Source organism: Streptomyces sp. S186 (assembly GCF_051603415.1).
Classification (GTDB): domain Bacteria; phylum Actinomycetota; class Actinomycetes; order Streptomycetales; family Streptomycetaceae; genus Streptomyces.
In genome coordinates this window covers 7,245,590-7,258,893 of record NZ_CP193932.1, presented here as the reverse complement: position 1 = coordinate 7,258,893, position 13,304 = coordinate 7,245,590, and the positions used below count along the sequence as shown (strand labels likewise).

11 protein-coding genes and 1 pseudogene are annotated in these 13,304 nt (G+C 73.8%); 5 read left to right on the top strand and 7 right to left on the bottom strand.

Annotation, left to right across the window (positions count from 1 at the left end):
- Positions 1–10: 10 nt before the first annotated feature.
- The 3 genes from ACRAS8_RS31380 to ACRAS8_RS31370 form a co-directional block, all read right to left on the bottom strand.
- A complete protein-coding gene (locus ACRAS8_RS31380; protein WP_438489354.1) occupies positions 11–2,485 on the bottom strand; it encodes a GcvT family protein in 2,475 nt (824 codons plus the stop codon).
- Entirely contained in the window at positions 2,482–3,567 is a 1,086-nt protein-coding gene (locus ACRAS8_RS31375) for an S-(hydroxymethyl)mycothiol dehydrogenase (protein WP_438489353.1), read from the bottom strand. Before ACRAS8_RS31375 ends, ACRAS8_RS31380 begins: the two co-directional genes overlap by 4 nt.
- Positions 3,568–3,821: 254 nt before the next feature.
- On the bottom strand, positions 3,822–4,565 hold the full coding sequence (locus ACRAS8_RS31370; protein ID WP_438490655.1) for an IclR family transcriptional regulator: 744 nt from the start codon (positions 4,563–4,565) through the stop codon (positions 3,822–3,824).
- Positions 4,566–4,849: 284 nt separating this feature from the next.
- Between ACRAS8_RS31370 and ACRAS8_RS31365 the strand changes: the two genes are divergently transcribed.
- Positions 4,850–5,170, top strand: a complete 321-nt coding sequence (locus ACRAS8_RS31365) for a bifunctional 3-phenylpropionate/cinnamic acid dioxygenase ferredoxin subunit (protein WP_221908039.1) — start codon at positions 4,850–4,852, stop codon at positions 5,168–5,170.
- Positions 5,167–6,348, top strand: coding sequence for an NAD(P)/FAD-dependent oxidoreductase (locus ACRAS8_RS31360; protein ID WP_438489352.1), 1,182 nt, complete (start codon positions 5,167–5,169; stop codon positions 6,346–6,348). Before ACRAS8_RS31365 ends, ACRAS8_RS31360 begins: the two co-directional genes overlap by 4 nt.
- Positions 6,349–6,362: 14 nt before the next feature.
- Here ACRAS8_RS31360 and ACRAS8_RS31355 read toward each other — a convergent pair whose 3' ends face one another.
- Positions 6,363–6,716 carry a hypothetical protein gene (locus ACRAS8_RS31355; RefSeq protein WP_438489351.1) on the bottom strand — a complete coding sequence of 118 codons (354 nt, stop codon included), beginning with the start codon at positions 6,714–6,716 and terminating at the stop codon, positions 6,363–6,365.
- 190 nt (positions 6,717–6,906) lie between these two features.
- Here ACRAS8_RS31355 and ACRAS8_RS31350 point away from each other — a divergent pair, with 190 nt between their 5' ends.
- A complete protein-coding gene (locus ACRAS8_RS31350; protein ID WP_438489350.1) occupies positions 6,907–7,149 on the top strand; it encodes an adenylyl-sulfate kinase in 243 nt (80 codons plus the stop codon).
- Between the two features lie 146 nt (positions 7,150–7,295).
- Positions 7,296–7,667 (top strand): annotated as a pseudogene (locus ACRAS8_RS31345) (phosphotransferase); the annotation flags it as partial.
- A 112-nt stretch (positions 7,668–7,779) separates the two neighbouring features.
- On the opposite strand, the gene ACRAS8_RS31340 reads toward ACRAS8_RS31345, so the two are convergent.
- Entirely contained in the window at positions 7,780–9,099 is a 1,320-nt protein-coding gene (locus ACRAS8_RS31340) for an alpha/beta hydrolase family protein (RefSeq protein ID WP_438489349.1), read from the bottom strand.
- Positions 9,100–9,343: 244 nt separating this feature from the next.
- On the opposite strand from ACRAS8_RS31340, the gene ACRAS8_RS31335 reads away from it, so the two are divergent.
- On the top strand, positions 9,344–10,399 hold the full coding sequence (locus tag ACRAS8_RS31335; RefSeq protein WP_438489348.1) for an ArsR/SmtB family transcription factor: 1,056 nt from the start codon (positions 9,344–9,346) through the stop codon (positions 10,397–10,399).
- A 44-nt stretch (positions 10,400–10,443) separates the two neighbouring features.
- Here the strand turns inward: ACRAS8_RS31335 and ACRAS8_RS31330 are convergent, their stop codons facing one another.
- Positions 10,444–10,620 carry a hypothetical protein gene (locus tag ACRAS8_RS31330; RefSeq protein ID WP_438489347.1) on the bottom strand — a complete coding sequence of 59 codons (177 nt, stop codon included), beginning with the start codon at positions 10,618–10,620 and terminating at the stop codon, positions 10,444–10,446.
- Between the two features lie 230 nt (positions 10,621–10,850).
- Positions 10,851–13,268: an ATP-binding cassette domain-containing protein gene (locus ACRAS8_RS31325; RefSeq protein WP_438490654.1), complete on the bottom strand. Its 2,418-nt coding sequence runs from the start codon at positions 13,266–13,268 to the stop codon at positions 10,851–10,853.
- Positions 13,269–13,304: the final 36 nt, after the last annotated feature.

Here is a 13,304-nt window from a genome sequence, read left to right as displayed (position 1 = left end):
GCCACCAGGTCTAGCAGCGGATGCGGGTCATCTGCGGGTCGTAGAGCGGTTCCCGGGCGACGGTCGCGGCGATCTTCCGCCCGAAGTACTCGATGTGGACGGCGGTGCCGGGGACCGCGGCGGCGGCCGGCAGCCAGGCGTAGGCGATGCCCCGGCCGAGGGTGTAGCCGTAGGCGGCGGAGGTGACATGGCCGGCCGGGGCGCCGTCGAGAAGGACGGGTTCCCTGCCGAGGACGTTGGCGGCGGGGTCGTCGAGGGTGAGGCAGGTGAGCCTGCGGGCGGCGGTCTCCTCGCCGAGGCCCTCCAGGGCGGTCCGGCCGAGGAAGTCGCCCTTGGCGGGGCGGACGGCGAAGCCGAGGCCGGCCTCGTAGGGGTTGTGCTCGGTGGTCATGTCCTGGCCCCAGGCGCGGTAGCCCTTCTCCAGGCGGAGGCTGTTGAAGGCGCTGCGGCCGGCGGCGATCGCGCCGTGCTCCCGGCCTGCTTCCCAGAGCGTGTCCCACAGGCGCAGTCCGAGGTCGGCGGTGGTGTAGAGCTCCCAGCCGAGTTCGCCGACGTAGCTCAGCCGCAGGGCGGTGACGGGGACGTGGCCGAGGTAGGTCTGCCTGGCCCTGAAGTAGCCGAACGCCTGGTGGGAGAAGTCGTCGCGGGTCAGCGGCTGGACGAGGTCCCGGGCGCGCGGTCCCCAGACGCCGATGCAGCAGGTGCCGGCGGTGATGTCCCGGACGGCGACGTCCTGCGGGGCGTGCCGCAGCAGCCAGTCGAGGTCGGCCGGGCTGTTGGCGCCGATCTGGAAGCGGTCGGGGGCGAGCCGGGCGACGGTGAGGTCGGAGCGGATGCCGCCGGCCTCGTCGAGGAGGAGGGTGTAGGTCACCGCGCCGGGCTTCTTGTCGAGCTGATTGGTCGTCATGCGCTGGAGGAAGTCCAGGGCGCCGGGTCCGGTGACCTCCAGGCGGCGCAGCGGGGTCATGTCGTAGAGGGCGACCCGCTCACGGGTGGCGGCGGCCTCGGCGGCGGCGATCGGCGACCAGTAGCGGGCGGACCAGGCGTCACGTTCCGGGAGTTGGAGCCCTTCGGCGAGCGGGGCGTTGGCCTCGTACCAGTGGGGGCGCTCCCAGCCGCCGGCCTCCAGGAAGTACGCGCCGAGTTCCTGCTGGCGCGGGTAGAAGGGGCTGGTGCGCAGCGGTCGGGGCCGCTCCATGGGCTGGAGGGGGTGGATGACGTCGTAGACCTCGATGAAGTTCTGGGCGCCGCGCTCCTCGGTGTAGGCGGGTGAGCGCTGGGCGTCCTCGAAGCGGGTGAGGTCGCATTCATGGACGTCGGTGGCGGGCCGGCCGTCGGTCATCCACTCGGCGACGGCCCTGGCGACGCCGGCGGAGTGGGTGACCCAGACCGCCTCGGCGAGCCAGAAGCCGCGCAGGGTGCGGGATTCGCCGAGGAGCGGCATGCCGTCGGGGGTGAAGGAGAAGACCCCGTTGAAGCCGTCGGCGATCCGGGACCGGCCGAGGGCGGGCAGCAGTCCGACGCTGTCGCGCCAGCTGGGTGCGAAGTCCTCCTCGGTGAACGGCAGGGAGGAGGGCATCACGGGGGCGTCGTCGTAGGCGGGGACGGTGAACGGGTCGACAGGCAGGGGGCGGTGGGCGTAGGAACCGATGCCCAGTCGGCCCCCGGCGGTGTCGAGGTGCTCGCGGAAGTAGAGGTCGCGGTCCTGGAAGCGGAGGATCGGCCGACTCACCTCTGTACGGGGGTCGTTGACGTCGGCTAGTTCGGGCAGCGGTGCAGTGGTGGCGTACTGGTGGGCCAGGGGGAGCAGCGGCACGTCGACGCCGGCCATCTTGCCGATCACCGGTCCCCAGAAGCCGGCGGCGGAGACGACGTGGTCGGCGGGGAAGACGCCCCGGTCGGTGACGACGCCGGTGACGCGGCCGGCCGCCCGCTCGATGCCGGTGACGGTGTGCCGCCCCAGAAAGCGGGCACCGCGGCCTTCGGCGCGGGCCATCTGGGCGCGGCACGCGGGCACGGCGCGGGCCAGGCCGTCGTCGGGGGTGTGGAACCCGCCGTACAGCCTGGTCTCGTCGAGCAGCGGCCAGAGCTTCTTGCACTGCTGGGCGTCGAGGAGTTCGCCGCGGACGCCCCAGGAGGCGGCGAGGCCGGCCTTGCGGTGGAGGTCGGCCCAGCGGGCCTCGGTGGTGGCGATCTCCAGGCCGCCGACGGGATGGAAGCAGGGCACGCCGTCGACGTCGAGTGAGCCGAACTTCCGGACCGTGTAGGCGGCGAACTCGGTCATGGTCTTGGAGGGGTTGGTCTGGAAGACCAGGCCGGGGGCGTGCGAGGTGGAGCCGCCGGGGGCGGGCAGCGGGCCTTGGTCGAGGACGGTGACTTGGCGCCAGCCACGCGCGGTGAGTTCGTCGGCGAGTGAGCAGCCTACGATGCCGGCTCCGATGACGACGACCCGGGCGTCGGCGGGGCCGGGCAGCGGGCCGGTCACAGGACCACCACCGAGCGCAGTACCCGGCCGTCCCGCATCTTGTCGAAGGCGGCCTCCACGTCGTCCAGGCCGATGGTCTCGGTGACGAATCCGTCGAGGTCGAGCCGGCCGCTGAGGTAGCGGTCGATGAGGACGGGGAAGTCGCGGCTGGGGAGGCAGTCGCCGTACCAGGAGGACTTCAGAGCGCCGCCGCGGGAGAAGAGGTCGATCAGCGGCAGCTCGATCCGCATGCCGGGTTCGGGCACCCCGACCTGGACGAGGGTGCCGGCGAGGTCCCGCATGGAGAAGCCCTGGCGGTAGGTCTCGGGGCGGCCGACGGCGTCGATGACCACGTCCGCGCCATGGCCGCCGGTCAGTTCCCGGACCGCCTCGACGGGGTCGGTGCGGCGGGAGTTGACGGTGTGGGTGGCGCCGAAGCGGGTGGCGCCGTCCAGTTTGCGTTCGTCGATGTCGACGGCGATGACTCGGCGGGCCCCGGCGATCGAGGCGCCGGCGACGGCGGCGCAGCCGACCCCGCCGCAGCCGATGACGGCGACGGTGTCGCCGCTGCCGACCGCCCCGGTGTGGACGGCGGCGCCGTAGCCGGCCATCACCCCGCAGCCGATCAGCCCGGCCGCCTCGGGCCGGGCCGAGGGATCGACCCTGATGGCCTGTCCGGCCGCGACCAGGGTCTTCTCGGCGAACGCGCCGATGCCGAGGGCGGGGGTGAGCGGGGTGCCGTCGAGCAGGGTCATCGGCTGGGCGGCGTTGCGGGAGTCGAAGCAGTACCAGGGGCGGCCGCGCCGACAGGACCGGCACCCTCCGCAGGGCGCCCGCCAGGCGAGCACCACGAAGTCGCCGGGCGCGAGGTCGGTGACGCCGGCTCCGACGGCCTCGACGATCCCGGCCGCCTCATGGCCGAGCAGAAAGGGAAAGTCGTCGGTGACGGCGCCCTCGCGGTAGTGCAGATCGGTGTGGCAGACCCCGCTGGCCTGGACGTCGACGAGCACTTCTCCGGGGCCGGGATCCGGCACCACAATCATCTGGGGACCGACGGGAGCGCCCTTCTTCGCCGCGACGACGGCATGGACTTCGTGTGGCATGCCCACCCCTCAGTGTTGCGCAGAGCACGACTGGTTGCGCGATGAGAGACATAGTGGGAACGGCATATCGGCAGCGTCAAGAGGTTCGCGCCGGCGGTTTGCAAACGGCCGGTTACGCACGCGGAGGCGCCGCCCACGGCCGGCGCACGCCCCCGCACACACGGCAGCGGGGCCGGGTCGCGCGACCCGGCCCCGCTCCGGAGTACCGTCATCCGGCGGTCAGCGGGCACCGCGCCCGGACCGCCCGGAACGCGTCAACAGGCGTACCCCATCCGCCGGGAGAGTTCCTCACCGGCGGCGACGGTGCGCTTGACGACCTCCGGCAGCCGCTCCTCGTCCAGCCGGTAGGCGGGCACGGAGACGCTGATCGCGCCGATGACCGAGCCGTCGTGCGCCCGCACCGGCGCGGCGACCGCGCGCAGCCCGAGCTCCAGCTCCTCGACCGCGACCGCGAAGCCCCGCTCGACCACCTCGGCGAGCTGGCCGCGCAGTTCGACCGGGGAGGTCACGGTCCGCTCGGTCAGCCGCGGCAACTTCCGTGCCAGCACGGCCTCCTGGACCGGCCCCGGCTGGTAGGCGAGCAGCGCCTTTCCGCTGGAGGTGGCGTGCAGCGGCGTGCGCCGGCCGAGCCAGTTCTGGGCGGTGACCGACGCCGGCCCGCGGGCCTGCATGATGTTGACCGCGGCGTCGCTCTCCAGCACCGCGATGTTGACCGTCTCGCCCAGTTCCTCGGCGAGCGTCCGGCAGACCACCGCGCCCTCCTGCGAGATGTCCAGCCGCACCGCCGCGGCGCCGGCCAGCCGCAACACCCCGGCGCCGAGGTAGTACTTGCCGCGCTCCTGCTCCTGGGCGACCAGTCCGCGGTTCTCCAGCACGCCCAGCAGCCGGAACGCGGTCGACTTGTGCACCCCCAGCTCGTCGGCGATTTCGGTCACCCCGGCCTCGCCGAGTCTGGCGAGGATCTCCAGGACGGTCACCGCGCGGTCCACCGACTGCACCGCGCTCACCGCGCCTCCGGGCGGTTTTCCCGCCACCGTGCGACGCGGCTTCACGTCCGGCCTGCCTGCCGGCTGCTTCTTCGCGTGCGCCTCCGCCTTGGCCGTTTTCGTCATAGGTCCGTGTCACCACCCAGCTCGCTGCCACCATCCAGCGGCCCGATCGGGCCGGCATTCCCGGAGACCGCTTGACGCGCCAGGCCCCCAACTGGATTCTGTTGCGCATAACGCTCTGTCGTGCGGATTGCGAAACTCGATAGTACCGAAGAGTAATTGTTGGGGGCCCAGTGATTCCCGTCTGCCACCTCGCTGACCTGCCCGCCGGCGAGTCCGTTCGCCTCGACACCGCTCCTCCGATCGCCGTCTTCAACGCCGACGGTGAGCTGTACGCCATCGACGACACCTGCACCCACCAGGACGCCTCACTCGCGGACGGCTGGCTGGAGGGGTGTCTGGTCGAATGCCCGCTGCACGCCGCTTCATTCGATCTCCGCACCGGAGCGCCGGTCTGCCTGCCCGCCCGCCGTCCCGTGCGCACCCACCCCGTCACGGTCGAGGACGGCATGGTCTACGTCCATCTCACGGCCGAGGAAGGGACCGCGGCATGAAGTCGGTCACCGTCATCGGAGCCTCGCTGGCCGGGCTGTACGCCGCGCGCGCCCTGCGTGCCCAGGGCTACGACGGCCGCCTCACGCTCGTCGGCGCGGAGCCGCACCTCCCCTACGACCGCCCGCCGCTCTCCAAGGAGTTCCTCACCGCCCCGGCCACCGCGGACAGCGCCGCCGAAGCCCCACTGGCTCTCACCGACGCCGAAGAGATCGCCGGGCTCGACGCCGAATGGCTGCTGGGCACCCGCGCCACCCGTCTCGACCTCCGCCACCGCGCCGTCCACCTCGACACCGGACGCGTCCTGACCACCGACGGCATCGTGCTCGCCACCGGCGCCGCCCCGCGCCGGCTCCCCGGCCCGGCGCCGGCCGGCTCGTACACCCTGCGCACCCTCGACGACGCCGGCGCCCTCCGTGCCGAGCTGGCCCGCGGTCCGGCCCGGGTCGTGGTCATCGGCGGCGGCTTCATCGGCGCCGAGGTCGCCGCGTCCTGCGCTTCCCTCGGCCACCAGGTCACCGTCGTCGAGGCGGCGCCCCTGCCCCTCGTGCCCCAACTCGGCGAAACCATGGCCGAGTTGTGTGCCCGGCTGCACGGGGACCACGGCGTCGCCCTGCTCACCGGCACCGGCGTCCGGGGACTGCGCGCGGACGGCGACGGCCGGGTCACGGCGGTGGAACTCGCCGACGGCCGCCTGCTCACCGCCGACCTCGTCGTCACCGGCATCGGCGTGCGCCCGGCCACCGACTGGCTGGCAGGCTCCGGACTGCCGCTCGCCGACGGGGTCCGCTGCGACGCCGGCTGCGTCACCCCGATCCCCGCCATCGTGGCCGCCGGCGATGTCGCCCAGGTGGCCGGCGCCCGCGCCGAGCACTGGACCAGCGCCACCGAACAGGCCGCCACCGCCGTCCACAACCTCCTCGCCGGCCGCACCGTCCGCACCCACCGGGCACTCCCCTACTTCTGGTCCGACCAGTACGGCGTCCGCATCCAGTTCGCCGGCCACCGCGCGCCCGGCGACGTCCCGCGCATCGTCGAGGGCTCCCCGGACGACCGCAGCTTCCTCGCCCGCTACGAACGCGACGGCCGCACCACCGCCGTCCTCGCCCTCAACCGCCCCCGCCCCTTCCTGCGCCTGCGCCGCGAACTCACCCGCCCGTCACCCGCCCCCACCGGCTGACCGCCCGCTCCTCGCTACCGCCGGCCGCCGCTCTCCACCACCGCGCCCGGCGGCATCCGCGCACGGAGCACCGCCGCCACCGCCTCCGGGTCGTCGGGGGTGAGGAACGGCCGGACCCGGCGCCCGAGATCGAGGACGAGCGCGGTGGTCTTGGACATCCGCCGAGGATCCAGACTCGCCCAGTACCGCGGATGCCCGGTGCCCCAGATACGGCCCTGCCCCGTCAGGACGCCCATCTCCACCCGGCGCACCGAGCGGATCGCGGCATACGGGATGGCCTTGGTGCCCCACGGGAAGTAGTAGCCGCGGATCCGCAGCGCGTCCCGGTCGCAGGTGATCCAACGGTCCTGGTAGTAGGGGGCCGTCATGGGCCGCCCTCCCTCCGGTGGTGGTCGGCTGCCTTCCGGTTCCTTCCGGATCTGCTCACGGCGAGCATACGGAGCCCGGCGGCGGCCCGACGGCCCGGGTGCCGCGGCGCCCGGCCTCCCGCCGCCGACGCCACCGCACCGGCGGAAAATTCGGAGGACCGGCGGGACGCCGAAGGACATAATCGGCGCCATGCCCACCCACGCCCCCGAGACCACCCCCGCCCGGACCACCCCTCAAGGCCCCTGGTCGGAGCCGGGAGTTGTGGTGATCACCGGCATCCAGGCCGCCGGCAAGTCCACGGTGGCGCAGGCCCTGGCCGAGCGCCTGCCCCGGTCGGTGCATCTGCGCGGCGACGGCTTCCGGCGCAACATCATCCGCGGCCAGGTCGGCATGACCCCGGACGCGGGGGCCGAAGCCCTAGGGCGCTTCTGACGGATCTCCGCGGCGTCGCGGCGCCTGGCACGCACGCTCGCCGCGTTGCCGAAATGTCCCCATAGCTCCGCTATGAAGACATCCCGGCGCCTTGCGATCGCACGCACCAGGCGCCGCTCCTTCCTCCACGGAGATCCGTCAGAAGCGCCCTAGCCCAGCTGCGGTTGCGGCACCGGCTGACGGCCCACTGTGCGGACGAGTACGCCGCGGCCGGGTTCACCGTCGTGGTCCAGGACATCCTCCTCGGCGAGCACCTCGCCCAGATGGCCGCCGACATCGCGACCCGCCCGCTCGCCGTGGTCGCCCTGCTGCCCGACCCGGAGACGGTCGCGGCGCGCGAGGCGGGCCGGCCCAAGACCGCGTACGGCCCGGACTGGAGCGTGCGGGATCTGGACGCACTGCTGCGCTCGGAGACGCCCAGGGATCTGGGGCTGTGGCTGGACACCTCGCGGCAGACCGTCGAGGAGACCGTGGACGCGATCCTCGACCGGGCGTGGACCGAGGGCGCGGTGGCCTGACGGCACTTGTGGCCGGACGGCACAGGCGCAGCGAACTGACAGCACGGTGGCCCGTCAGCACGGCCGCGTCGGCGGGCGGCACCCCCGTGACCGCCCGCCGACGCCCCCGCCGTCATCCCCTCGGCAGATGCCGGGCGAAGAACGACCGCACCCAACTCCGCACCAGCGGCAGGGATTCGGCCGGGGCAATCGGCCCGACCAACGCCCGCCGGTCGGCGGCGCCCATCAGCCCGGCGGCCTCCAGTTGCGGGGCCATGGCCGCGTAGTCGGTGAACACCCAGTGCGCGCCCCGGGCGACCTCCCGTTGGCGGACCCGGCCGCCCGAGCGCGCCCGCACCACCGACCAGGAGCGCTCCCGTTCGCCCTTGCCCGCGAAGCCCGCGCTGCCGAGCAGCAGCAACGGCCGGTCCACTCCGTCACGGGCGACGGGGAACAGCTCCCCCGGCCGGCCCGGCTCCGGCCCCGGATGGTCGAGATAGCCCTCCATATTGACCGCCACGCGGATCCGCCGGTCCTCGTGGCACGCCTGGGCCGCGGCGGTCCCGCCCGCGGAGTGGCCGTAGACACCCACCCGCCGCAGATCCAGCGCCCGGCCGAGCCCCGGTGGCAGCGCACGGCCGACCGCGTCCGGACTGCCGCCGGCCGCCAGCACCTCCAACTGCCCGAGGACGAACCGGAGGTCGGCGACCCGGGTCTCGATCATGGTGCGGAAGACACCCGCGTCGCGCCGCGGATCGCCACGGAACACGGTCGTCCGGACCTTCTCCGGCCGCCCCGGCCGCGTCACCGGGAACGCCACCTCGCTGGTGTCGCCGGGATGATCGAGGGCGACCACCACCGCGCCGTGCCCGGCCAGGTCCTCCGCCAGGCTCGTGCCCAGGGTGCGCGGGTCGCCGCCGCCCGGGGAGTAGAGGAGCACCGGCGCGGGGACGTCCCGCGCGGGCGCGTCGGTGTGTGCATGCGTCCTGGTGGCTGCCCAGTTCACGCCACTCGCCGGCAGGCGGTGCACGGCGGCGTCGAGCTGCCCGAAGACCGCCGCCGCGGCCCCGGTCATCTGCCGGGCGACCGGGTGGCCGCGCACCACACGGGCGGGGTAGAAGACGGTGAGCATCAACTCCCGTACTCGGATGCGGGGTTCCCAGGGGTCGGGCCGGTCCGGATCGACAAGATAGAGCGTGGTGACGCCGACCGGGTACCGGCCGCCGGGTGCCGGCAGAAGCGGCGTCACCAGGGCTCGTCCCCGCGTCGGCGCGCCACCCCGCCCCCGTGCCTCGGCCCGCTCCCGTGCCTGGGCGGTGCCCGGGCCGCCGGCCGCGAGCAGTGTCGTGGCCGTCAGCGCCACCGCCGATCTGGCCACCGTCCGCCGGTCCACCCCTCCGCCGACACCCGCGCCCGCACGCCCCTCCCCCTCCTGCGCCGGTCTCCACGACATCGCTCCCCCTCACTCCCACTCTGCTGCCACGCGCCCCCGCGCACGGTCAACTCCTCTCGACCGTGGCCCTCTTGGCCGGGGCCCTCTTGCCGCCCCGAGGGACAGTGGAGGGCCGTCACACCCGCCACACCGGCCGCCGTTCATCCGCAACCCTGGCACCACGGCCGGAAGGCGGCGATCCTTTAGGCTCTGGCCGAAAGGATGGCGCCACCGGTGGCGGGCGACGGAGAGACAGGGGGCAGCGGTGATCCGGATCCACTTCACGGCCGCCGACTTCGCCCAGGTCCGGTTCGCGCCCCGGCCGGCGCCACTCCAGGAGTTGAACGTGGCGCTCAGCATGATGTTCCGCCGCGACGCCGCACCGCTCTTCGGCCGCTGGCGGCAGCGCACGCTGCGCGCCCTGCCGCCGGCCACCCAGCCCTTCGGGGACCTCGTCCCCGGCCTGCAGGCCCCGAGCTTCCTCGACCAGTTCGGCGACGACCTCGACGAGGCCCTGGAGTCCGTACGGGCCACCCGGCCGGAGCTGGTCCGCGCCGAGATCGAGCGGGTCCACGCGGGGCAGCCGGTACCGGCTCCGGCCTGGCTCCATGACCTCCACCGGGGCGGCACCGATGCCTGGCGGCTGCTGCGCCGGGCCCAGCGAGCCGCCTTCGACGCCGTGCTGCGGCCCGTCTGGCCACTGGTCCAGGACCTGCACCATGCGGAGTTCGCCCGCCATGCCCTGACCGTCGCCGAACACGGCCTGGCCACCGCGCTCGACGGACTCACCGCAGGCGCCCAACTCCGCGGAAATTGCTGGGAGTTAACGGGAAACCGCGGGGAGTCGACGGATTCATCAACGGGTTCGTCAATAGATTCATCAACGAGTTCGCCGGCGCCCCACCGCGAGATCGCGCTACGGGGCCGCGGCGTCGTCCTCGTCCCCACGTTCCACTGGACGGGGCCGCCGCTGCTCGCCGATCCGCCCGGCCGGCCGCTCTACGTGACCTATCCGGCGGGGCCGGGGCTTCCGCTTCCGCCGCCTCCGGCCGGCGGCACCGACGAGGCGCTGGCCGCGGTGCTGGGCCGGACCCGTCTGGAGGTCCTGCTGCTTCTGGCGGAGGAACACACCACGGGCGCGCTCGCTCGTCGACTGTGCGTCAGCAACGCCACCGCCTCGACTCACGCCGCGGCGCTGCGCGGGGCCGGGCTGATCACCACGGAGCGGGCCGGCCGGGCGGTGCTGCACCGCCGGACCGCGCTCGGGACCCTGCTCGTCCACCGGGGCCGGCCGGCGGGCCCGCGCCCGGCGCGGTGGTGACCGCGGACGGCCCGGGGGTGTCGCCGTCCACGGCCACCGGACCTTCAGCGCACGGCCCTCACATTGGTGGCCTTCGCCCCGCGCACATCGAAGATGACCTGCTGGCCGACGTCGGTGGTCTGCGTCTCCATCCCGGAGAACGGCAGTCGCTCTCCGCGCTCGTCGGCGATGATGCCCACGCAGTCGCTCTTGTTGAACAGCACGATGGTTCCCTGTGGCATCGCTTCCTCCGTGGACGGACAGCTCTCGGCGGCGGGCCTCTCCCGCCGACCGCACCGCGTAGGAAACGTATGACGCAACGTGCGGCGACTGGGAAGAGACCGACGGCCCGTCGGCCACAGGTTGACCGAAAGCCAGCTATTGAAAATTAGCGTTCGCGATGACGCAAATGACACGTGGGCGGGGAGGCGGGCCCGGACCGCCGACCGATGGCCCAGGCCCGCCGCCCCGCTCAGCCGCGGGCGCCCTCGGCTGCCTCGCACCGCTCGTCCTGGTGCCGGCGGACGGCCTCCGCCGCCCAGTCGCACATCGTCAGCCGGGGCAGCATCCCGGCGTCGAACCAGTGCAGCAGCACGCCCTCGGTGAGCGGCAGCGCCGCCGCGTCACCGTCCCAGTGCCCGAGAAACACCTGCACGTGCCCGTGCACGGTGCCGTCCGGCCCGGAGCACCGCAGCAGCGCGAACGGCACCAGGTCGGGCACCACCAGCTCGGCCTCCTCGCGCAGTTCGCGGGCGATGGCCTCGTAGGGGCTCTCGCCTGCCTCCGGGGCGCCGCCCGGCAGGGACCAGGTGCCGGGGTTGCAGATCTCCTTGTGTGCGTCCCGGAGGTGGAGGAGGTACTGCCCCTGTTTGTTGACGAGCAGTGCCGCCGTGCCCGTGATGACGGGCCGGTGCGCGGCGTCCTCGGGGGCCGCGGGGTTCTCGGCGTCCGCGGGAGCCGCGCCATTCTCCGCCGCCCGGTGCACCTCCCGCGTGTGCTGGTAGGCCCACAGTTCCCGGAACAGCCCCGGCTGCGCGACGAGTTCGGGGAAGGTGCCGTGCTGGACGACCTGCCCCTTGTCCAGGACCAGGATGCGGTCGGCCACCGCCACGTTGGTGAGCCGATGGGTGATCAGGACCACCGCGCGGGTTGCCGCGATCTCCCGCAGGCCGGCGAAGATACGGTGCTCGCCGAGCGGGTCCAGCGCAGAGGTGGGCTCGTCCAGGACGAGCAGCCCGGCCGGCCGGTGGAACGCCCGGGTGAGGGCGATCCGCTGCCACTGACCGCCGGAGAGCTCCTGTCCGCCGAGCCAGTCGCGGGCCAGCACGGTGTCCAGGCCGGAACGGAGTTCGGTGAGCACCTCGTCGGCGCCGGAACGTGCGCAGGCGTCATGGATGTCGGCGTCACCGCCTTCGGTGGGCCGGCCCAGGGTGATGTTCTCCCGGGCGGTCAGCGGCCAGCGCGCGTAATCCTGGGGCACGAGGGCGACCTGCGACCACATGGCGTGCGGGTCGAGGTCGCCGGTGGGCACGCCGTCCCAGGTGACCGCTCCGGTCGTCGGCAGGTACAGCCCGCTCAGCAGCTTGGCCAAAGTGGTCTTGCCGCTGCCGTTGTAGCCGACGAGGGCTACGACCTCGCCGCGCCGCAGCGTGAACGAGACGCCGCGCAGCGCGTCCCGGGCCGCCTCCTCGTACCGGAAGACGAGGTCCTGGACACGGATCTCGCGCGGGGCCGCCGGGACGACGGTGCCGCGGCTCATCCGGAAGCCGCCGGCCTCCGCCAGGAACTCCGACCAGTCGTCCATGTACAGCCCGGTGCGCATGATGCGGGCGCCCCCGGTGACCAGTCCGCGCAGCGCGGTGCCGACCGTCTGCAGCGCGAACACCGCGGTGCCGGCGTGCCCGACGCTCATCCGCCCGGTGGCCAGCAGCCACACCACCGCCGACCAGACCGCCGCCGAGGCCAGCCCGCCGCAGACCGCGCCCACCGCGGACATCCGGGCGCCGGTGTCGGCAGCGCGCCGGTCGGCGCGGTTGATCCGCTCGGTGATCTGCCGGTAGCGCCCCACCAGGAAGTCGGCCATGGTCCCGGCCCGGACCTGGTCGGCGGCGTACCGGTCACAGACGTGCCAGCGCAGGATCGACAGCAGGCGGTAGTCGCCGCCGGCCCGCAGCCGCGCCAGGTACCGCACCCGGGCCGCACCGACCTGGGCCACCGCCTGCGGCAGACTGGCCAGCATCAGCAGCGGCAGCAGCGCTGGGTGCAGTGCCGTCAGCACGCCCGCGCCGGCCGCCAGCGAGGCGAGCGAGGCGATCAGATCCTGTCCCTCCCCCACCAGGTCCTGCGCGATCTCGGCGCCCCGGTCGGCCGCCTCCTTGCGGTGGGTGAAGCCGGGCGCGTCATAGGCCGACAGCTCGACCTCGGTGACCGCCTGCAGCAGGCGGAGTTCGGCCTCCCGGGACATCTGCGGCCCCAGCCTCGACGACAGCCAGCCCACCACGATCCCGAGCGCCGCCCGTACCCCGGCGGCGGCCGCCAGCAGGACCACCGACGGCCAGGCCCCGAGCAGCCGGCCGTAGAGGTCCCCGCCGGTCAGCAGCGCCGTGAGGGTCCCGCTGACCGCCAGCAGTCCGAGCGCCTGCATCGCACCCGAGGCGGCCTGACAGACCAGCAGTCCCAGGGCCGCCCAGCGGTCGGTGCGCCAGGCCAACGCGACCGAACGCCGCACCAGTTGCGGCAGGCGCCGCGCCATGTCCACCAGCCGGATCTGCCGCGCCGCCCGCTCCCGGCTACCGGTCCGGTCGACGTACTGCAACACCTCCCCGTCGACCGTTCCCCCGTCCGTCACCGACCCGGGTTTCTCCTTCCGCACCCGCCCGGAATCCCCCATCATTCTTCGCAACATGCCTCTTACTCCCCTTCACGA